The organism is Chryseobacterium sp. A301 (assembly GCF_054489425.1).
The window spans coordinates 25307-47022 of record NZ_JBTMWY010000002.1 but is presented as its reverse complement, the minus strand read 5'-3'; the positions used below and the strand labels follow the sequence as shown (position 1 = coordinate 47022).

General features: G+C 36.8%; 19 protein-coding genes and 1 pseudogene. 10 read left to right on the top strand and 10 right to left on the bottom strand.

The features are described from left to right. Positions 1 to 70 precede the first annotated feature (70 nt). From ACX3PU_RS03545 to rfbB, 7 genes are all read right to left on the bottom strand, one after another. Positions 71 to 352 carry a DUF4133 domain-containing protein gene (locus ACX3PU_RS03545; protein WP_459083536.1) on the bottom strand — a complete coding sequence of 94 codons (282 nt, stop codon included), beginning with the start codon at positions 350 to 352 and terminating at the stop codon, positions 71 to 73. After that, a complete protein-coding gene (locus ACX3PU_RS03540; protein ID WP_459084011.1) occupies positions 352 to 642 on the bottom strand; it encodes a DUF4134 domain-containing protein in 291 nt (96 codons plus the stop codon). The genes ACX3PU_RS03545 and ACX3PU_RS03540 overlap by 1 nt, the downstream gene beginning before the upstream one ends. 184 nt (positions 643 to 826) lie before the next feature. Beyond that, complete coding sequence (locus ACX3PU_RS03535) at positions 827 to 1717, bottom strand: hypothetical protein (protein ID WP_459083535.1); 891 nt, start codon at positions 1715 to 1717, stop codon at positions 827 to 829. 64 nt (positions 1718 to 1781) lie between these two features. Beyond that, a complete protein-coding gene (locus ACX3PU_RS03530; protein ID WP_459083534.1) occupies positions 1782 to 2450 on the bottom strand; it encodes a ParA family protein in 669 nt (222 codons plus the stop codon). Further along, positions 2447 to 3976, bottom strand: coding sequence for a relaxase/mobilization nuclease domain-containing protein (locus ACX3PU_RS03525; protein WP_459083533.1), 1530 nt, complete (start codon positions 3974 to 3976; stop codon positions 2447 to 2449). Before ACX3PU_RS03525 ends, ACX3PU_RS03530 begins: the two co-directional genes overlap by 4 nt. Before the next feature lie 366 nt (positions 3977 to 4342). Beyond that, positions 4343 to 5203: a glucose-1-phosphate thymidylyltransferase RfbA gene (rfbA, locus tag ACX3PU_RS03520; RefSeq protein WP_459083532.1), complete on the bottom strand. Its 861-nt coding sequence runs from the start codon at positions 5201 to 5203 to the stop codon at positions 4343 to 4345. Between the two features lie 215 nt (positions 5204 to 5418). After that, complete coding sequence (gene rfbB, locus ACX3PU_RS03515; RefSeq protein WP_459083531.1) at positions 5419 to 6474, bottom strand: dTDP-glucose 4,6-dehydratase; 1056 nt, start codon at positions 6472 to 6474, stop codon at positions 5419 to 5421. A gap of 525 nt (positions 6475 to 6999) precedes the next feature. Between rfbB and ACX3PU_RS03510 the strand changes: the two genes are divergently transcribed. Beyond that, a complete protein-coding gene (locus ACX3PU_RS03510; RefSeq protein WP_459083530.1) occupies positions 7000 to 8106 on the top strand; it encodes a Fic family protein in 1107 nt (368 codons plus the stop codon). 546 nt (positions 8107 to 8652) lie between these two features. On the opposite strand, the pseudogene ACX3PU_RS03505 reads toward ACX3PU_RS03510, so the two are convergent. After that, positions 8653 to 9243, bottom strand: a pseudogene (locus ACX3PU_RS03505) (DNA-processing protein DprA); the annotation flags it as partial. A gap of 384 nt (positions 9244 to 9627) precedes the next feature. On the opposite strand from ACX3PU_RS03505, the gene ACX3PU_RS03500 reads away from it, so the two are divergent. The 4 genes from ACX3PU_RS03500 (at position 9628) to ACX3PU_RS03485 (ending at position 12412) form a co-directional block, all read left to right on the top strand. Continuing rightward, positions 9628 to 10038 carry an Rrf2 family transcriptional regulator gene (locus tag ACX3PU_RS03500; protein ID WP_459083529.1) on the top strand — a complete coding sequence of 137 codons (411 nt, stop codon included), beginning with the start codon at positions 9628 to 9630 and terminating at the stop codon, positions 10036 to 10038. Positions 10039 to 10095: 57 nt separating this feature from the next. Next, positions 10096 to 10743 (top strand): NAD(P)-dependent oxidoreductase, encoded by a 648-nt coding sequence (locus ACX3PU_RS03495; RefSeq protein ID WP_459083528.1) that lies wholly within the window; start codon positions 10096 to 10098, stop codon positions 10741 to 10743. Between the two features lie 310 nt (positions 10744 to 11053). Then, positions 11054 to 12001 (top strand): aldo/keto reductase, encoded by a 948-nt coding sequence (locus tag ACX3PU_RS03490; protein ID WP_459083527.1) that lies wholly within the window; start codon positions 11054 to 11056, stop codon positions 11999 to 12001. 15 nt (positions 12002 to 12016) lie between these two features. Beyond that, positions 12017 to 12412: an OsmC family protein gene (locus tag ACX3PU_RS03485; protein WP_459083526.1), complete on the top strand. Its 396-nt coding sequence runs from the start codon at positions 12017 to 12019 to the stop codon at positions 12410 to 12412. Between the two features lie 204 nt (positions 12413 to 12616). Here the strand turns inward: ACX3PU_RS03485 and ACX3PU_RS03480 are convergent, their stop codons facing one another. Beyond that, complete coding sequence (locus tag ACX3PU_RS03480; protein ID WP_459083525.1) at positions 12617 to 13144, bottom strand: SRPBCC family protein; 528 nt, start codon at positions 13142 to 13144, stop codon at positions 12617 to 12619. Between the two features lie 664 nt (positions 13145 to 13808). Between ACX3PU_RS03480 and ACX3PU_RS03475 the strand changes: the two genes are divergently transcribed. Continuing rightward, the gene (locus ACX3PU_RS03475; RefSeq protein WP_459083524.1) at positions 13809 to 14975 is read left to right on the top strand and encodes a DUF4236 domain-containing protein; all 1167 of its coding nucleotides are present in this window, start codon (positions 13809 to 13811) and stop codon (positions 14973 to 14975) included. Between the two features lie 272 nt (positions 14976 to 15247). Here the strand turns inward: ACX3PU_RS03475 and ACX3PU_RS03470 are convergent, their stop codons facing one another. Further along, a complete protein-coding gene (locus tag ACX3PU_RS03470; protein ID WP_459083523.1) occupies positions 15248 to 16036 on the bottom strand; it encodes a hypothetical protein in 789 nt (262 codons plus the stop codon). Positions 16037 to 16473: 437 nt separating this feature from the next. Here ACX3PU_RS03470 and ACX3PU_RS03465 point away from each other — a divergent pair, with 437 nt between their 5' ends. The 4 genes from ACX3PU_RS03465 (at position 16474) to ACX3PU_RS03450 (ending at position 21705) form a co-directional block, all read left to right on the top strand. Continuing rightward, the gene (locus ACX3PU_RS03465) at positions 16474 to 16665 is read left to right on the top strand and encodes a hypothetical protein (protein ID WP_459083522.1); all 192 of its coding nucleotides are present in this window, start codon (positions 16474 to 16476) and stop codon (positions 16663 to 16665) included. A gap of 95 nt (positions 16666 to 16760) precedes the next feature. After that, entirely contained in the window at positions 16761 to 18413 is a 1653-nt protein-coding gene (locus tag ACX3PU_RS03460; RefSeq protein ID WP_459083521.1) for a tetratricopeptide repeat-containing sensor histidine kinase, read from the top strand. A gap of 10 nt (positions 18414 to 18423) precedes the next feature. Then, a complete protein-coding gene (locus ACX3PU_RS03455; protein WP_459083520.1) occupies positions 18424 to 19089 on the top strand; it encodes a response regulator in 666 nt (221 codons plus the stop codon). Between the two features lie 627 nt (positions 19090 to 19716). After that, positions 19717 to 21705: a phospholipase D-like domain-containing protein gene (locus tag ACX3PU_RS03450; RefSeq protein ID WP_459083519.1), complete on the top strand. Its 1989-nt coding sequence runs from the start codon at positions 19717 to 19719 to the stop codon at positions 21703 to 21705. Positions 21706 to 21716 lie beyond the last annotated feature (11 nt).

Sequence of the window (21716 nt, the reverse complement as noted above, 5' to 3'; positions counted from 1 at the left end):
ATCAGAAGATTCTTTCCAAAGAATTGAATTGATAAAGAAGCATTGTCTTCGTTATTCCCAGAGAGCAACGCTAGAAACGAGCATTGATTCTCGAAGCGCGCACATAGAGAAAATTCTCGTTTCTCGTTTTGCGATACAAACCTACTTTCGTCTGCCGTCTAAAAGTGAACAAGATTCCCGCTGCAGAAAAACCTAGACCTAGGAATAGTCCCATAAGGCCGATTAGGCTCGAAAGAACGATGGCAAGGCCTGCGCCTGTGGCCGCAAGGCCAAAAGCCCAATAAATATAATGGTCTTTTAAGCCCAGCAGAAGCAGGGGCTTTTTTACGCCCCTGAAAATCTCGAACTCCATTAGACCATTCCGAAAAAGGATCCGACAAAAGAAGGAACGATCACTAAAAACAGACAAGCACCACTCCATCCCAGAATTTCTTTATTGATATCCTGATCTCCATTGGTCCATTTGTTATAGATGCGAATGCCTCCAATTAAACCGACCAATGCTCCAATCGCCTGAATGATCAGTTTGATCGGATCCCAATACAACCGGATCGTGGAATTCGCAGAAGTTAATGCGGCAGCTCCCGGGCCGCTTTGAGCTAGCAAAAAGTCTGTTGTGCTTAGCAGAATGGCGCAGGCCATTAATTTGATGAACGTCGAGTTCGAAATTGAAATTGTTCTCATAAGATTAAAAATTTAGATTAATATTCGTTTTGTTAAAATTGAGTTCTTTGATTTTTTAAGAAATTCTTGTGCTACAGAGTGCCTCTCAAGTATGAAAAGAACACTTGAGATTCGCTTGAATTCTTAGCGGAAGAAGTCCTAATCACGATTCATTTTCCGTATCCGAATCGAACAGTGTAGATTTATAAACTTTGATACCATCCACCCTCTCCACGACAATACTCGTTTCCGCTAAATTCATAAGATGTCTCCATCTGGCTTTGGTATCTTGCGCTTCCACCTTTTCCCCTTTTCCGATAGGTATTTCAGATTCTACAACAGGATCCTCGGGCAATGGGGTATCGGGTTCTGATACGAATATCGGTTGAGTGGAGGGTGCATTCCTGCTTTCCTTTGCACTTACTTTCTTAGCAACTTTTGAACGAACCTCAGTTATAGGTTGCAGCAGCACATTTTCAGGCATTTCATGGACTTGTGAAGGCTTTGGAGATTCGGTGCTTTCACTCAGTCTAATTTCCTTTTGCTTTGCTCCCTGCCGGTTACGGTTAATATTTTCAAAGACTCGCCTTGAAACCGCATCTAATCGTTCCTTGCGCGTCCGTTGGTCAAACAGTTCTACAGGTACGCTAGCGTGAAATCTGCTGTTCTCTTCTTGTACCCTTGCTTCTGCCTGCTCTATTTTTTTCCTCTTTGCTTCCTCACGCCACCGTGAAAAACGGCTAAATTTAGAAGGGGTCAGATTCCTCACTGGGGGAGTAATCGTTTCCCCCGTGAAAGAATGGGAAGAAGTTCTCGGATTAGAAAGAGGGGCCGTGGGAGACTTCGAAAGTCTAGGCGAGTTTGGCTTGAGTATACCAGCGAAATCCTTTTGAAGAACTTCTTCCCTTTGGCTTTTTTCAGGTTTATCGATTTCGTATTGAACGAAATAATTGGGATCCTTATCTAGTTTCGGACGATGGACTAAATCGTAATAAATATTGAAGCCGAAATAGAAGAAATAGATCATTAATATGAGCAGCACGATTGTAAACATAGAGGCATGGGTTATTTTTTGTGGTTACAGTTAGATTAACAAAGGCATTCAAAGACTTACTTCGTCATTTTGAAGCTTCTTCTACAGCATATTTTTTTCGAAGCATTTGAATTTCATCGATGTACACAAGCAGCTCGTCAAATACGCGATAGACTGGCTTTCGCTGCTCTTTGCTCATGCCCGTTACGGAAATATCCGTGAGAGAGGAGAAATCATAGACCGGCTGCATTAAGAAAGAACTCGCTTCACTAAGCATTAAATCGCTAGCCATTTGATTTTTATAGTTCCGTCTTGAATCCAATTTCCAGCGGACAAGAAGGTTTTTGGTATTGCCACCGATGAGTTTCAAATAGTTTAAGTACTGCATCGTAGATTTGATTGTAAGAAGAGAATACTCAAAGGGAATCAAATGAATATCACTCAATTTCAGAACCTTCTGATGTTTTTCCTCAAGGGAAGAAGGTAAGTCCACAACCATAATGGTGGAACTGTTTTTTAAGCTGAGAAGAAACTCTTTCTCAAGCGCTAAGGACTTCCCTTTTCCCGATTGAACCGTATAGGGAAGCAGTTTTCGGTCTGACAGTTCTTCCTGATAGAGTCCCATCACGGCTGAGTTTTGTCCCAAATCGAGAAGCTGCACGTCACGCGTATTCTTTGAAAGATAGTTGCACAAACTCATGGCGAGCGTACTTTTCCCAACCCCTCCTTTTGTATTTCCTACACTTAGTATCATATCGATCTTTTTTTACGTTTTCTCTTTTGCTCTTCTTTATCTGTATTCCCAACCAGCGTTGGGACCAGCAGATCTTGCAGAATAGTCACAAGGCCTTTCTCCTCAAGTCCTTGCCTGTCATCCGGCTCGAAATCAGGGTCAAGCTCACACTCATGCAGAGCTCCCTTTGTAGGCTCTATCTTTTTCACTGTCAAATCAGAACTTTCCTTTTGTGCTCCAAACTTGCGCTCCATTTCTAGGTATTTATTAACAACCTTTGGCTCTACTAGACTCTCTAAAGCCTCCACATGATGCAGTCTTTCGTGGAATGCGTAATGCTTGTTATCACTAGGAAACTTTAGGATTCGGACTCCCGATTGGAGGGGATTGTGGATGTACTCAAGAACCTCTATTCTCGCGGTCTGGCGTAAGGAAGGGTGAGGCTTCTCTAACTTCTTAAAAAGCATGTACTCTTTTAAATTTGATTTAGAATTTAGCGACAATACGAGCTTCTTTTGAAGTGCTCCTTCAATATTGTACGCATTGAAACTAAAAAACTTTGTAGCCTCTAAGTAGGTATCCGTCCATTTGAAAAAATTGACAAGTGCTACGGTATGTTCTGGACCAAAGACGCTTGAAGTCTTTGGATCGATTAATGTGCCCTCAAGGCTCCCGTTTTCGGGATTCATTTTCAGAATTAAATCCAGCTGATAAAGGCTTTTCATTCGATACCCAAGTTCCGATAGGTAGAGAACTTTTGAATCCTTAGTGGGTCTCTTGGGCACTTCTTTCCTACTATTAGCAAAAGGTTTTCGAAACTCGATCGCACCAAATACGAGATTGCTCGCATTGGATTTCTCGCTTTCAAAGAGCTCTTGTACTGCTTGCAGGCGAGAAAGTGGTAGTTCCTGGGAAAAGGAAATCTCGTCAACCTTTCGGCGAAGAAGAGTACCAAGGCCGTACACAATTTTAAAATCGTCGTTTCTTTTGCTATAGTACAGTTGAAAGTAGTTTGAAGCGAGCAGCGTCTTTAAATCTTGCCGCGTTGAGTATCGATAATTCAGTAGAGCTTCCGCCTGGGCTTGAAAATCAAGTCCATGGGCATCCTTCAAAGCCCTTACTAGAGCGTCATTCAGAGCGACCATTTCATAAAAGTCTCTTAATTTGAAACCTGTTTCAACGGAGATTCGAGTGGAGACGATATGAACATGATTATGCTCTGTGTCTCGATGAAAGATTATAACATAAGGCTGCTTTTCATACCCATGCTCTCTCATGAGTGCCTGCGCTACTTTAGAAAGTTCTTTTTTAGAATTGGTTTGCTGAAAAGAGGTGACTACCGCATGAAACTGGGGCTGCTTTGAGCGACTTTTTTGACTTACCTTTTGTAAGTAGGCTCTAATCTCGGCTGGCTCTTTTGATTCCATGATTGACTCTGGAAAATTCTGAATGGCCATCAGTTCTCCTGTCTCATAATCCAGTTTGTCCCGATGGTATCGAACCACCGCAAAATCTGTACTCTTTGAACCTAATAAAAAGACTCTCATTTCTCCCTTTTAGTTTAATGATCAGAAGTTGAGATGGTTTCATTTACGATCTCTAAAAACTTCTATATCAAACTTCGAGAGTTCGGATGAATTCTGGGTACTTATGCTAGAAATTCGAACTATAAAGGACTCATTTGAACTATATAGGACGAATTGTTTTGTAAATTCAAACTATGCTGAACTTAAATGGACGAAATAAAAACAGAAAACGAAAGGGAAAAGTGCGAGTCGATTACGAAAATAAAGGACCATAGGGCAAGAATGGAAAACAAAGGTAAAAAAAACTAAAAAAAAATGCGAGATTTTGTCGAATCTCGCATTACTTTCAATTAATAAATTATTCTTCTTTATAAATCCCCTATAAACCTATACTAGCAGAGACTTAAGGTAATCGCCATATCCACTTTTACCGTATTTTTCAGCTGCTTCTAAAAGCTGCTTCTCATTGATAAAGCCTTTACGAAAGGCAATCTCTTCGATACAGCAAACTTTAAAGCCTTGCCTCTTTTCTAGTACCTTTACGAATTCTGAAGCTTCGTGTAGAGAATCAAAGGTACCTGTGTCAAGCCATGCGGTTCCTCGACTCATCACTCCTACCTCAAGATTTCCTTTTTCAAGGTAAATCTTATTGATGTCGGTGATTTCTAGCTCTCCTCGTTTCGAAGGCTTTAAATCTTTCGCATACTGTACGACAGAATTATCATAGAAATAAATTCCGGGTACCGCAAAGGTTGATTTTGGATGGGAGGGTTTTTCTTCAATACTAATCGCTTTTCCATTTTCATCAAATTCAACGACACCATAACGTTCCGGATCTCGAACTTGATATGCAAAAACACAGCCTCCCTGGATATTTGTTTTACTTTCTAAAAGAGCTTCTAGACCTGACCCATAGAAAATATTGTCCCCAAGGACAAGGGCTACGGAATCTTTTCCGATAAACTCTTCTCCTAGTACAAAGGCCTGAGCAAGTCCATCAGGTGAAGGCTGTACTACGTACTCAAAACGACAACCAATTTGACTTCCATCACCAAGCAACTTTTTGAAAGCCTGCTGATCATCCGGCGTCGTGATTATGAGAATCTCGCGAATCCCAGCAAGGAGTAAGACTGACAAAGGATAATAAATCATCGGTTTGTCATATACAGGCATTAACTGCTTACTTACCGCAATCGTAAGTGGATAGAGTCTAGTTCCGGATCCGCCGGCAAGTATGATTCCTTTCATCAATGGCTTGGTTAGGGTTGAAATAAAATTCTTCGATGAATTTTATTTATTACAAATTTAGCTTTTTATACGACAACAAGAATAGCATCTTTTTCTGTGCTAGATTTTACTTTGTGAAAATTTGCATCAAAACTGAACGCCTAACATATGTAAAAAATTGACTAAAAATCTGATTCTATGAGTCAAGTCCTCTGATTAAATTTTTCAATCGAGATTTAGATTTGTCCCCGTGATTTAAGATTCTCTATCCACTCAGGATTTGCCAGATACCAATCAATGGTTTTTGAAAGCCCTTCTTCAAATGTGACCGAAGGGAACCATCCCAAATCTTCATTTAGTTTAGTGGCATCTATTGCATAGCGTTTATCGTGCCCCGGTCTATCCACTACATATGAGATTAGTTTTGTTGAATACCCTTTGGGTCTTCCAAGCTTTTGATCCATCTGCGAGATTAGTTCTTTAATAAGATCAATATTTTGCCATTCGTTGAAACCTCCAATGTTGTAAGTGTCTCCTGTCTTTGCTTCATGAAACACTTGAAAGATGGCTCGCGCATGGTCTATCACATACAGCCAGTCTCTAGTGTATTCTCCATCACCATACACAGGAAGTTGTTTTTCTTCAATTATGTTTGAAATAAAAAGCGGGATTAGCTTTTCAGGAAAATGATTAGGGCCGTAATTGTTCGAACAATTTGAGATTATAAAAGGCAGGCCGTATGTGTTCCCATAGGCTCTGACCAAATGATCTGATGCGGCTTTGCTTGCAGAGTAAGGGGATTTGGGATCGTACGATGTTTTCTCTGTGAAAAGTCCAGTTTCTCCTAGCGCTCCATAGACTTCGTCTGTAGACACATGATAGAACAAATTGGTTCGAGGTTCACTGGGGAAGTTTCCATGAGAATGCTCCGCATTAAGAGTCCAAAATTCCCGACAGGCATTTAAAAGATTGGCTGTGCCCACTACGTTTGTATTAATAAAGGCATTGGGATCCGTTATGCTTCGATCTACATGGGACTCTGCAGCTAAGTGAATGATTGCATCGGGCTTATACTTTGCAAAAACTTTGTGGATCTGCTCTGGCTCCGTAATGTCTGCTTTTTCAAAAAAATAGTTTTCACGAGATTCTATATCGGTTAAATTATTTAAGTTTCCAGCGTAGGTCAGAGCATCTAGATTAATGATTTTAGTATCCGGTAAACGAGTGACAAACTCACGAACCACATGTGAACCTATAAATCCTGCACCGCCAGTAATAACAATCGACTTCATTCTTTATTATTTTTGAATTAAAAAAATCACCAACCCAAATTAGTGATTTAGAGTTCTAAGCAAAGATAAGTTTTTCAAGTGGGAAAGTAGCCAGGAATAGCTTCCGCAAAAGCTTTGGCTTGCGGTCTGAATTATGAATTCATTGTTGCAAAAAACTCTGTAGTTTTACTGTCCCTTAACAAAGAATCACATGGTTCTAATTTCGTTGTTATATTATACATAACACAAGTATAAGGGCCGATCTGATTGTAGCACTTTATAAAAAACAGGTAGTCAAAGTAGAAATACCTTACGATATTGTATAAATTAAAAAACATTTCCTAGATAAAACCCAATATTAATTTAAGTTTTAATTAGAGTAATATTTAATTCAAAAAAAATTACTATTTTTAAAATATTCAGAACCAATTTTAAAACAGATTTGAATTGCTGTTCTAAAATTAGTTCATCACGTTATAGAATCGCAACTTCGTTATGCACCTGTTTGCATTCAAAAAAATTAGATCCTTTATCAAACGCATGAAAATGAGTAATTATATAATCCCCAATTTGCCTTTGGCGACAGAGGTAGAAACTAAAATTATTTTGAAAAAATTAGTTTCTGCTAATAAAGCATTGGCAGAATTAAATGGAGTGTCAGAAACAATTCCCAATGAGCAAATTATTTTAAATACACTTTCATTGCAGGAGGCGAAAGATAGTTCTGCTATAGAAAATATTATCACAACACATGATGAACTTTTCAGTAGTGATTCTTTGTCTCAACAATTTACAAGCGCTGCTGCCAAAGAAGTGTATAATTATGCATCTTCTTTAAAGTATGGCTTTCAACTTGTAAAGGAAAAGAATTTGTTGACATCGAATAATATCATTGATATTCATGCCGTACTGGAACAGACCAGAACAGGATTTAGAAAATTGCCAGGTACTTCATTGAAAAATCATCAAACAGGAGAAATCATTTATATACCCCCCCAAAGTTTTGCTAAGATAGAGCAGCACATGATTAATTTAGAAAACTTTATTAACAATGAAGCCTTGTCAGATTTAGATCCTTTAGTGAAAATGGCGATTATCCATCATCAGTTTGAAAGCATACACCCATTTTATGATGGAAATGGCAGAACAGGTCGTATTATTAATATTCTTTATTTGGTGAAAGAAGATTTATTGAAGTTACCTATTTTATATCTGAGTAGATATATCAACCAAAATAAAAGAGATTACTATCGATTGTTACAACAAACTCGAGAAACCAATGAGTGGGAAGATTGGATATTATTTATTTTGGATGCAATTGAAAAAACATCAATTCAAACCATTTTTATTATCAGAGGTATTAAAGGAATTTTGCAGCTTTGTAAGGAAAAAGTAAGAACAGAATTACCTAAGATATATTCTCAAGATTTAATTAATAATCTATTCAAACATCCTTATACTAAAATCGATTTTCTAGTGGAAGATCTTGGTGTAACACGTCAAACTGCATCTCGGTATTTAGAACAATTAATGGAATTAAATATTGTTGTTAAGCAAAAAATCGGAAAAGAAAATTTTTATATCAATGTTGAACTTTATAAGTTTTTGAACAAGGCAACTCAATTACATAAATTGACCGAAGATATGCGATAATAATTAGAAATGTTGCAATTATTCTATGTTGCAAAAACTTGAAATAACTAACATGTTTTTGAAACATGTTACAAAAATTCGAAAATTGTAACACATTAAAAAGACATGTTGTAAAAACAACAAAAATAAAACTTAAGGAATTTAAACATGAAATAAAGAAACTAACTCAAAAACGCATTCATAGATCTTCAGAAAACAGAAAGATACAATTATGTTTTTGGTCAAAACATCGAACTTAAATATCCAATCCACAAAGGTTAGAAATTTAGAAACGAAAAACTGAAACTTAGAATTAAAAGACCAATTTACAGACAAGAAGATCGTGTAAAAAGTAAAATCAAATTAAGCAAGCATGCTTTCGACAACGAGCGAGTATAATGGAGGTGGACTTCTAACCCGAGCTTCATTTGGATAAGAACAGGTTTATGTGGCTTCGACACTGGACCTTTAAAAAGGAATGAAAACCTAATCAATACTGGAGCACCAGAAACCAGTAAAAGATGTTGTAGAAAACCTCTTGGAGAATAGGCTAGAAAAGTAAGAAACTCAAAAGGCATACTCTTTCTTTGTAGTTAAGTAAGGAATATCTCCAATCAAAATTTCAAAGTTATCATTCGTCAGTACCTGTGCGCCAAAGTTTAGCATTTCTTCTGCCCACGATATTTTACTGCTAATGACATTTTCCATTATAAACAACTGCCTCCCCAATCTTAACGCTTCCCAACCCTGATGTTTGGTTCCGCTTTTCTCACTTGCTTCAATGATAATGGTCGCATCGCTTATCAGTGCCATCGTTCGGTTTCTGATAGGGAAATTCTTAGGCGTTACGGGATAATCTTCAGGGAATTGAGAAATCAGGAGATGATTTTTCGCAATATCTTGCTGAAGATCTTTATTCTCAGCAGGGAAATACTTATCCAGTGGGGTCCCAATCACACCAATTGTTCTTCCACGAAATTCAATCGCTGTTCTATGAGCAATTGAGTCAACTCCTTCGGCCAAACCACTGACCACTGTCATCTCATTTTCCACCAATAGCCGTGCAATCTTCCTAGTTCTCCTTACCCCCAATTCAGATACTTTCCTGGAACCTATGACCGCTACCCTCCGACCGTTATCCAATAAAGAAAAATCCCCTTGATAAAATAATTCTTAGGGACTGTTTTTTTTCTCAATGGGAGTCAGTTTATGGTAGTAATCATTAAAAGCACTGATCTTCATTAGTATTCAAGATTTTAAATAGACAATATAAATATAGTGTATTTACTATGCACATACAAATTGAAAAACAACAAAACCGACCAAATACGAAAACATATACATAGCGCAAAATGAACAATCTGCTTAATATTCTTGTGCTGCATACGCACATGCATTCAAGCAAATCGTAGAACCACATATTTTTTAAAGTGTTGAAGCCTCACATCAAAACTTTACCATCAAAACAACTATTGCTATAATAGATTTTATAATGTAACAATTAATGTTACATTATAAAATTATTTATATCTTTGTACCCTGATGAACAACACACGCTTTGCAACACATATCCATATTCTGACCCTACTCGCCAAATTTCCTGACGAGTGGCTAACCTCGGAATGGATAGCAGAGAGCATATGCGTCAACCCTGTAATCGTAAGAAAAGAACTGTCTATCTTAAAACAATTTGGATGGGTTCATTCAAAGAAAGGAAAAGACGGTGGTTCGCAGCTTGCGGTTGCCACTACTGAAATTTCGATAGGAGACATCTATAACGGCGTAAAGAACTCAAATGTACTTGGAAAGAAAAACAATTGTGATTCAACTAAGTGCCTTGTGGGAAAAGAAATCAATTTAGAATTAGAAACTCTATTTAAAGACACAGACTCAATCGTCTCAAATTATTTGAAAACAAAAACTTTAACTGATTTTGTAAAACAATTTCAATAAAAAAAAAATTTAAACCCAATTGTAACACATATTGTTACAATATTAAAATACCCTTTTATGAAAGTAACCATTATTGGCGCAAGCGGATTCGTAGGATCCAAATTAGTACAAGAAGCAGCAGACAGAGGACTGGAAGTTACAGCAATTGCTAGAAACATCGATAAAATATCCACTGAAAACGCACGGAAGGTATCTCTAAATGTAAACGATACGGATTCCTTAGCGCAAACTTTAGAAGGTCAAGACGTTGTCATCAGCGCCTTTAATGCCGGATGGACCAACCCAAATCTTTACAATGATTTCCTAGAAGGTTCTAAATCCATTCAGTCGGCAGCGAAGAAAGCAGGCGTCAAAAGACTTATCATCATTGGAGGAGCCGGAAGTTTGTATGTCAATGAAACAGACCAACTTGTAGATTCAGAAGATTTTCCAAAAGAAATTAAACCTGGAGCCCTTGCAGCGAGGGATTATTTAACGTCTCTCAAAGATGAAAAAGACATCGACTGGGTTTACTTTAGTCCTGCCATCGAAATGCATCCCGGCATTACAGAAGGAAGAACCGGAAAGTATCGCTTAGGAAAAGACAATCCTGTCTTTGATGAAAATAAAACTTCAAAATTATCGCCAGAGGATTTGGCGGTCGTATTAGTAGACGAAGTGGAAAACCCAAAACATCATCAAGAGCGTTTTACAGCTGCATATTAATTATACCCTAAATAAATCTACCCTCATTCGTTATCAATCACTTTAATGGTTGAAAACTATTCTAGTACCAATATTCACTACGCAAAGCCGTTGAATAGGAAATAGAAAAGGGCTGTGGAGTTTGCGTCGCAATATTCAGAGCCACAGCACACCCCCCTATTTGAATCTCCAATTGGATAGTGATTACGAGCGAGAAGGCTTGGATTTCAAATTAGAAACTGGCAAACAGTTCCACTCTACTTGGCAGATAGTAGGATGGGACAATAAAATAATATAATATAGACACGAAACGATTTAACAAAAATAAAAAATGCAAAAAATAAAATTAGGACAAACCAATTTAGAAGTAGTCCCTTTCAACCTAGGAGGAAATGTGTTCGGATGGACCGTAGACGAAGAAAAATCATTTGAGATCTTAGATGCTTATGTGGCAGCGGGCTACAATTTTATTGATACGGCTGATATCTACTCCTATTGGATCAATGGAGGTGAAGGTGGCGAATCCGAAACCATTCTTGGAAAATGGATGAAATCCCGCGGTAACCGTGATCAAATAGTCCTTGCCACCAAGGTCGGAGCAGCCAACGGACTTCACGATGTGGATTCTAGTAGAAAGCAAATTTTAGAAGGAGTTGAAAAATCATTAGAAAGACTACAAACCGATTACATAGACCTATACTACCTACATAACGACGACGAAAAAACACCCGTAGAAGAAACCATAAGAGCGTTTGATGACTTGGTAAAAACAGGCAAAGTTAAACACATTGCCGCTTCAAACATTTCCCCGGAGAGACTAAAGGAATCTTTAGAATTCTCAGACAAGCACAATCTTGCGAAATACCAAGTCCTCCAACCCCTTTACAATCTAGTAGAAAGAACGGGTTATGAAACTTCTTATGCACCTATCGTTAAAGAGCATAATCTAGTCGTTTATCCTTACTACGCCCTAGCTTCAGGATTCCTTACCGGGAAATATAGATCCGAAGCGGACCTAGGGAAAAGTTCTCGTGGGCAAGGGGCTGCTAAATATTTGAATAAGCAAGGATTTGCAATCCTAGACGCGTTAGATCAAATTGCGGCAAAACACAATACCGCAACAGCAAGCGTTTCCTTAGCTTGGCTATCCGCGCAGCCTAACATTGGTGGACCCATTGCCAGCGCCACATCGGTAGATCAATTGAACGAGCTTCTATCAAGTACAAGTTTAAAACTAGATCCAAGTGATTTAGATTTGCTAAATTCGGTGAGTAAATAATCTAAACCCAATCCCATGGCAAAAATTGAATCTTCCATAAAAAACCAGCCGTACAAAGTTGAAATCAAAACCCCTACTGGTAATTCCATTGTAGCGGACGAACCGATCGACAAAGGAGGCAAAGATCTTGGATTTTCACCAAAAGAACTCCTAATTTCTGCACTAGCTGCTTGCACCAGTGCAACGGTAACTATGTATGCAGAAAGAAAACAGTGGGATCTACAGGAAGTAAAACTCGAGATTGAGCTAGAAGAAAATACGGCAGAAAAGAAAACCATACTTAAACGAAACATTGAGCTTCTCGGAAATTTAGGCGAGGATCAGCGAACTCGTTTGCTTCGTGTAGCGGAAGCCTGTCCTATACATAAGATCCTAACTGGATCCATTGAAATTGAAACTCAATTGACATAAGGTGAGATTAGTCTTGAATTCAAAGTTCATCCCACACGACTGACAATAAAGATTGGAAATCGATTTTATCGTGGATCAAAAACCAAATGCCCTATAGCTGCTTTGAGCAATCTTAACAAGCTATAGGGCATTTATATAAATCAGAAAATTGAGTGTGCGAGAGAAAGACCAAAAGGAATTGCGATTGGTTTGGATTCAAATCATTTAAAAGCTGCCTCTGGTCAATAGATCATCTAATTGATCTAAAGTTTGAGTAATCCCTTCTTTAAATCCCATTTCCAATAATTTCTCTAAGTCCTCATATCTTTTGTGGGTAATAGAGATCGTTAAGTCGGTTCTAAGTTCCCCTTCTACATAATCCTGATCGTGAACATTGTTTTCAAACTTTAAGTCCCAATGGGAATCATGCATCTCTGTGATTCGATTACCATTTTCATCGCTAAACCAATCGATCCAAACAAGATGATTTGGCTTATCTAGGGTAAGATACTCGACAGTTCCCCAATGCTTATCCCCCTCAGGGCTAACCATGGCATAAATCCATCTTCCACCCACACTTAAATCGCTTGATTTCGTATCGACTCGGTAAGGCAATGGTGCCCACCATTTATTTAATTGTTCAGGCTCTGTAAAGGCATTCCAAAGGCTTTCAAGAGAAGCATTAAATACTCTTTTTATCACGACGGATTTATATTCTTTATCTAGCGTGAAGGTGGTTCTATGTGGTTTCATATTTAAACGAATTTAAAATTTAAAAACTTAGGCAATCCGGATCGAATTTCGACTTTGATAATACGTTAACTCCAAGGATTAAATCTGCAATACCCTTGATTACTAAAAATTTACGAGCAAAAATTACGCCATGGACCCCCAAGATAATCGATCTGAAAGTTGATCGTTTCTCGCCACTTGTTGACAGTGAGCTAAAAGGAATCAACCAAACACTCCACCACGTAGAGATTACTAGTTTTCTAAACACTCTTTCAATTTTAGTTCGTACTTGATAATTGTCATTTTCAAAACACATTTCCCCAACAATTATAACTTCACCGATTTTTCTTCGATTGAGGTAAACCGTAAGGAATTTAAGGCAAACCGTTTTACTTTTACTTCTTTAAGCATGAATCTTTTCTAATGAGCTATACATCATCTAAAAAGGACCACTAGACTCAACTAAGATTGATGAAAATTGACTGCAATGACCATCGCACTTTAGACCACGGATCGGAATCGTTTGATACTGGTGCAGAACGTGCTAAAGAGCGATAAAAAAAATTAAAATTTCTGTCGAAGAACGAGGTACATAGGAACCTCAAGTTGCTCACGCAATAAATAGTGTATACTGCAAACCTCGACCGACCTTGATTAAAAGAATAAGTAAAAATAAAACTAATACATGGCTTGGAATTATCGTAAAAGAATCAAAATTATTCCCGGAGTTAATTTGAACTTTAGCACAAGTGGAATTAGCACCTCTATTGGCATAAGGGGAGCCAACATGACTTTTGGTAAAAAAGGAACCTATCTAAGCACAAGCATACCGGGTACAGGTCTATATCAACGGCGAAGATTTGCTAATAGGAGTGGAAATTCATCCTCCAACGATTTCAATCCTAAACCCATCCTGTCCACTGAGTTTGGAGACACTATTTTCAGTGCAGACATACTGGATATTACCAGTCAGGACATGCAAGGCATTAAGGAAGCAATTATTGCCGCGCACGAGCAAAGAATAGAATTAAAAAAAGACTTGCAAAAAGTTAGAGCGTCGCTCACAGGATCTATCTACAAATTAAGACTGACCTACCTAACCCTTATTGGACTTTTCAAAAAATCCATTGCACGAAAAATCAAGGCCGATATTAATGCAAAAAAAGACGCGATAAAACAATTGGTCCAACAAATTGAAAAGTGCCATGTGGCACTTGACATCGAGTTCGACCCTGAGTTAAAAGCAAAATATGACCGTTTAGTTTCTACCTTTAAAGATCTCTCCACTTCTGAAAAAATATGGGACATAAAAGGTTCTCAATTTCAGAATACAAAAGAAACTCGCTTCGGAGCTTCAGCAGTGGTAAAAAGGACAGAAGTTAGTTTCGGGATTGAAAAACCCCAAGATATAAAATCTAATTTTGAGCCTTTGTTACTTAAAAATGCAAACGGTTCGGACTTCTACTTTTATCCCCATTTCATTGCGATGTATTCTTCTCAAAGGGAATTTACATTGATCGCGCTTACCGAAATACAATTTACTCACAAGGCTGTAAGATTCATTGAAGCAGATTCAATTCCTGCAGACACTAAAATAATTGACAAAACGTGGGCAAAAATAAACAAGAACGGTAGTCCCGATAAACGTTTTAAAAGAAACTATCAAATCCCTGTTGCTCAATATGGCGTAATCAATTTAAAAACAGATACTGGACTAAACGAAGAATACCAATTCAGTCACTACGAATATTCAAAGGAGTTTGGAGATGCTTTTTACGAATATCAAAATACAATCAAAAGCATACAACAAAAATCACAGCTGAAACAGGAGAATTCGCTTGCACTTGCCTGAAGAAACTTATGATGTGCACCTGTGATATACAAGATTTGGGGAATCGTACCCCCTCTTACCTATTTGAATACACGCTAAAACCTGACGCCCATCCACACGCCCACCATTACACCAAATTCTCAAGAAAATATTACTAAAATTTACCATTTTGGATAGGAAGCAGCACATATATCTACAAAAATAACCCGATAACTTCTATTCAATCATGGCTAGTGGAGATTCTGTACCACAGTAAGCAAGTTTATCTTAATCCTGACGATATTTGTATAAATTCATTTTTCAATGGACTTTTCTCCCGCATACTTTTCCAAAATTCCTCGTGACACAGGTTTGAGTTCTTTTTGATTATCAGGATTAATACCATCCATGGTAAAGAACTCAACCTTGTTCTCATATTTTGAATACCAAACTTTATTCATTCCATTGTCTACATTTAAGGTATCTGGACGAGTATTTTTTTTGAAATAAGTATAAGACTCATTATTCAGAGGAATAACGGAATGTGCTGGATTTCGGTCCTGTAGATCAGTCAGTTTATACTCTACTCCGTTCCAATACATATGGTCTTTTTTCTGAAAATACCCTTCAAAATGTGCGAAGGAAGCAGTTGCAATGAGTACACCCAATACCCCGACACTCATTCCCTTATTATTTTTGATAAAATCCGGAAGCTTTATTACATTTTGAATGTTGATATGCAGGCCTCCAACTTCAATTTTTGCTTGGTCATGGGAAAAATCCAGTGTACGATGGACGTGCCCTATGTCAACACCTTCTAGCACAAACTCATTGGGATTACTAAACTGTTCAAAATCCAGATACCCAATGTATTGACTCAGCTTATTTAAGGTATGAGAATCAATTTCTATTTCATCTTTATGCGCATTTTTCACAACATAGGTATCGTAATAACGAATAAGTGTGCGTTCCGAAATATTAAAATTGAACTTTTCTTCCAATCTTATCACGAGATACTCAGACAAACCGTTCTTCGTACTCTTAGCTGATTCCCTTTTAGCCTTATCAAAAACTTCTTGCATCAATTGTTCTTTCATCGACATAATGGATTATTAATCTTTTACAAAAAAAGGGATTTTTATTTACATTTTCTTATGGCATACCGTAAAATAATATTTTCTCAAACAACATTCTAGGACGAAACCTTGCCTAAATCATTTTTGTAGATCTAGAATAAGAATCACCCTCAAAGTCAGAAGGGTGTCAGTCGGTGTCAGAAAACTGTCAGTGTTTATGGCTCCTCCACGACGTTACTTTGTCGTAGAAATCAAGGGAAGGTAAATATAAATCCATACCCTGATTTCTGAATATCTAAGAAAACGGAGGATTAATCTCTGGTTTGGGAAGCGGAGCTTCTCTTCTGTTTTCAAAGAATTCACTTCCCAAAATTTAAGAAGCGCTCTTTTCTAAAATCGTGTCACACTACTCGCAATCCGTTTTGCGAGGAAATACACCAATGCCAATTTTAAATTTTAAAACGATGATACAATTCATATTAATGCTATTAGGTTTAGCATGGGGAAATCAGACCGGATACAACACCTCAGATAGTGGGGGAATGCAAACTATAAGTATGACTTCTGAATCCGGAACAGAGGATGATGGAACAGTAGAGGATACTGAGATACCTCGTGGATCCATTGGCGGTAACACAGGCCAGACTCCACCCTAACCCTTGAACAATAATTAAATTAGTAACAGGCAGATACGAAATATCTGCCTTTTTTCATTATTTTGCATGAAAAACTAAGTATGCTCAAATTTATATTGATAATAATAATCTGCACCTTCTGTTCATGTAAACAGGACGATCCAGTAAGTATAAAATCCGTCAATAGTAAGAATCACGACAAAGCCAATTTATTTCGAGGTGACAAGATTTCTGATTCCGCTTTCTACTATTACAGCATTGCTAAGGATGAATATTTAATTGATAGAGACAGTACAAAAGCGGCTCAAGCTCTAATCAACATGGCAATTATACAATGTGATAACGGAGATTATTATGGCAGTATTGAAACTTCGTTAGAAGCGGACACGTTACTTATAAAGAAAAACGACGAAGTGTCTAAAAGCTTTTTAGCATCCAATTACAATAATCTGGCGATCGCCTCTGCTAAACTTACAAACTACAAAAACGCAGAGAACTTTTATCAATTGGCTTTAGAAAATGTGCGCGATCCTGAAAACAAGTATGTCTATTATAATAACATTGGAGATGTATTAATAACAAAAGGGGATTATAAAAATGCTGTTCTCAAGTTGCAGATCGCGCTTAAAGTGAAAGACAGCATCCATTATGCAAGAGCTTTAAACAATTGGGCTTACGCCAAGTATTCTAGTGATAAGAGTTTTAATCCTACTCCCTATTACCTTGAAGCATTAGAGATTAGATTAAAAAACAGTTTACCTATCGATTTAAATTCAAGCTATATCAATCTTTCTGATTACTACGTTAATAAAGACCCCGTACTCTCGCTACAATTTGCAAAACAAATGAAAAAGGCGGCGATGGAGGCTGGAAGCACCCCGGATGTTCTAGATGCCCTAAAGAGAATAATTATTTTGGATAAGAATAATTATCTGGAAAATTTTCAGACTTACAATGCTCTAAGTGATCAAATTCTACTGGAAAGAAGCACAGCTAAAAACCAGTTTGCTTTGATAAGGTACGGAGTAGAAAAAAGCAAAGCCGAAAACAGTATTCTGAAAGTAGAAAAACTAGAATCTCAAAACAAACTAATTTATCTAGCGATTTTAGTAGTAGGACTAGTAAGTACAATTATAATTGGCATCGTATATTTTAAGAAAAGGCGCAAAAGATTGCAACAAGAAAAAGATTTGGAAGTAAAAAAAACAGAATTAAAATACTCCAAAAAGGTTCATGACGTGGTATCCAACGGAATATATCAAGTGATTACCAAATTAGAAAATGGACTAGACATTAGCCGAAATGAAACTCTCGATGATTTGGAGTACCTCTACGACAGATCCCGGAATATATCCTATGAAGATTTTGAGCACCCTGAATCAAATGAGTTTTTCAGCGAAAAAATAAGAAAACTGATAGGATATTTTAACACCCACAACGTACAAACAATTATTGCGGGAAATGATGCTTCTATTTGGGAAGGAGTCAGTCCATTCAAAAGAGGGGAAGTCTATCTGATTTTGAGAGAACTGCTTGTTAACATGAAAAAACACAGTCATGCAGATCGTGTCACATTAAAATTTGAAAGAATTGAAAACAGGATTACCGTTACCTACAGCGATACAGGAATTGGACTAAAAGAAGAAACTATTTTTAAAAATGGAATCCGAAATGTGGAATCCCGTATTGTTAATCTAGAAGGAGTAATTAATTTTGACGAAGAAACAGAGAAGGGATTAAAAATAGATTTTTCATTTTCTGCCATCTAAATAAAATCCTATGTTTAAAAAAGTTTTAATTGCGGAAGATCACGAGATGCAAAACCTTTCCTTACAGAAAACACTACAAGATCTGAATATCCCTGTAGTTGATTATGTGCATTATTGTGATGACGCAGTTGCAAAAGTTAAAAACAGCATTAGGGACAATTCCCCTTACGATCTTCTAATTACAGATCTCCATTTTGACACGGATCATAGGGAACAGAAATTAAAAAATGGTAGAGAAATGGTCGACGCAATTCGAGAAATCCTCCCCTCAATAAAAGTAATTTTCTTTTCTGCGGAACATAAATCCGGAATCATTGATACGTTATTTAAGGAAAGCAGCATTAACGGATATGTTCGTAAAGCAAGAAATGATGGGAAAGAATTAAAAAAAGCAATCGATACGGTATATGCCGGTAAAAACCATCTTGCTTTGGATATAAATCAGGAAGTAAAAAAATTAAACAGCTATGAATTTACTTCCTATGACATTACTTTAATCTCGCTTCTCTCACAAGGTATTTTGCAGAAGAACATACCCACCTATCTCGCAACCAATGATATCAAACCTAACAGCCTTAGCAGCGTGGAAAAAAGATTAAATAGTCTCAAAGAGGAATTGAGTATGAACAACAATGAACAGCTGATTGCATTTTGCAAAGATTTAGGGGTAATTTAAAAACACATTTCAACATATAAATTTCTAGTGACTTTCTATTTTATAGAAAGTCACCTATTTTATGGGTAACCGTAAGGACGTTCAAGGAATTGGCAGTACTTTTAAAATGTAAAAGCTGGTAAGATTATTTAATCATGAAAAGATATTATGTTAGCAAAATAGCACAACGAAACGGAGATCACGTGGTGCATCACGAGGATTGTAAATTCCTACCTAATATTTCTAATAGACTGTACCTTGGGAAATTTCAATCTTGTGAGCCTGCTACAAAAGAGGCAAAAGTATATTTTCCTCAATCCAACAGATGCAAAACCTGCAGTACTAAATGTCATATAGCTTAATTCTGAAATTTGATTAAGCATCATCGCATACATGCATTTTCTAAGGCTTCTATTCCTTCTTATATCTGTGCTAGGGAGATGGAATCCCGCCAGAAAGAAATTTGATATTTCAAACTACCAACACAAATAGAAGAAAGTACACAGCCAATAGACACAAGTATAAAAGTAGCAAGTCGCGCACCTACATATGTAATTATAAATTGATCACCATGTATTTAATTTATTATCACCAAATGTGAAAAAGAATTAAATTAGAATAACAAAAAACTAAAAAAATTCCTGAAAAATGAATCAAATTATCACAAATGGAGTAGAAATTAAACAACGAATAATCTCCGAAATCAACACTGCGAGTAAAAACATCTATATCGCAATGGCATGGTTCACTGATAGGGACATCGCAAATGCTCTTATTAATGCCAATTCAAGAGGTGTTGATATCGATGTAATACTTTCCTCAAATTCTAGTAACGATGTCGTTAAGGGAATGCTTAGAGAAGCAACAATTCCTATCCATGCGTTTGATACTGATGACGAACGTGGGATTATGCATCATAAATTCTGCTTATTAGACAACCGAATTTCAATTAACGGCTCATATAATTACTCGTACAATGCCAGTAGTAATAATGTTGAAAATATACAAGTTTCGGATGACCCGGACACTTATAGGCAATTAATCAGGGAGTTTGAACGTATTAAATATGCTATTGACCATAAAATTAGTGTGAACTCTTCGAAAAGCACTGATAATTTTATCACGCCAGAACCAGTAGTCGCTACTTTAGGATTTCAAGAAGAGTCGCTTCAAGATTTGAAAAGCGTCCTCGATAATATTATCGCAACTGAAGTGGGTTCCCTCGATAAAGAACTTCTTAAAAATAGTGGATATAACCGTGCTAAAGAAAACAACGGAGACCATCAAGTTCTACCACAAGCGATGGATAGCCTATATTCAAATTTCATAAATGAAATAGAAGTAATAGACGAAAAAAAATCACGACTTAAATCAAAGATCGAAGAACAAATAAAAATTTCAACGGGTAATCTTGAATCCAAAACAGAAAATGAAATAAACACCATCAAAACGTTAAGTAGGATAGAGTCTGAAAAGCTTCAACAGAATAAAATAGAGATTGAAAAAGCTATCGAGAAAAAAGAAGCATCAATTTTGTCTAATGAGAAGAATCAAATCCCATTTCTAAAGGAAAAAATTGCAAGCCTTCGTCAAAAATTAAACGAGCTTAATCTCGTTTTCGTTAAACCACCTATCAATTGGCTAAAAACTATACTATTATCGCTTCTACTTATCCTACTGACTTCTTATATTTTTATATTCTATTCCTCAGTAGCCTATATCTTTATATTCTCAAAAGAGGATATGATGAGAACCCTCACATTAGGGCTTGCCAACTATGAAATGCCTGAAATATTTAATCCGCACGCAATCACAAAAATATGGAGTAAAGGTGCAGGCGGCGTGATGTTTCTATTTCTTTTCGTAACTATTCCGTTGGCATTAGGCATGTTCAAATATTTGGTTGATATACCTGAGAAGGCCCATGAAAATTGGTCTCAAAAGTGTATTAGCAAATATGGCGGGTTTGTTCTTATCCTATTAGTTGACATATTCATTGCGTACAAAGTGTCAAAAAACATAAACACAATGGATAATTTACGAATGAATAAAGAGGTTCATGACTTAACACTCAAAGATATGCCTCAAGACAGTAATTTCTGGCTAGTATTCATACTTGGCACCTTAGGGATTTACTTATTTAGTATTGTGTTTGAGAAAATAGTTATTTCAACACGCAAAAGAAACATTACTCACCAACAATTTAAAATTAAAATCCAAGCTGGATTAGTTCAAAAAGATATTGATAACCTAGGTGAAAACATAAATTCAATTTCCAAAGCAAATACTGAGCTTAACAGCGATATTAATCTATTGCAAAAAGACTTAGATATTATAAAAGCGAAAATTGACAGTGTACCAGTAAATGAAAACGAAGACATTAACTCACTATCCCAAAAACTCTTGACCTACATTGAAAAAGTAACAAATCTTGGAAATATTTTTAAAAGTCAAGTTGATAATGACAAATTACCCATATCAAAAACTGAGATGGAAAATAGAGTAAATATTTTCATGGAAGGTTGGAGCAAATATTTACACGAATTTCTCTCAGTAAACATTGCGGAAACCAAAACCCAGGAGGCAATTCATGAAATTGAAACTTGGCTAAATAATTTAACTACAGAATCCAAATAAGCTTGCCCAAC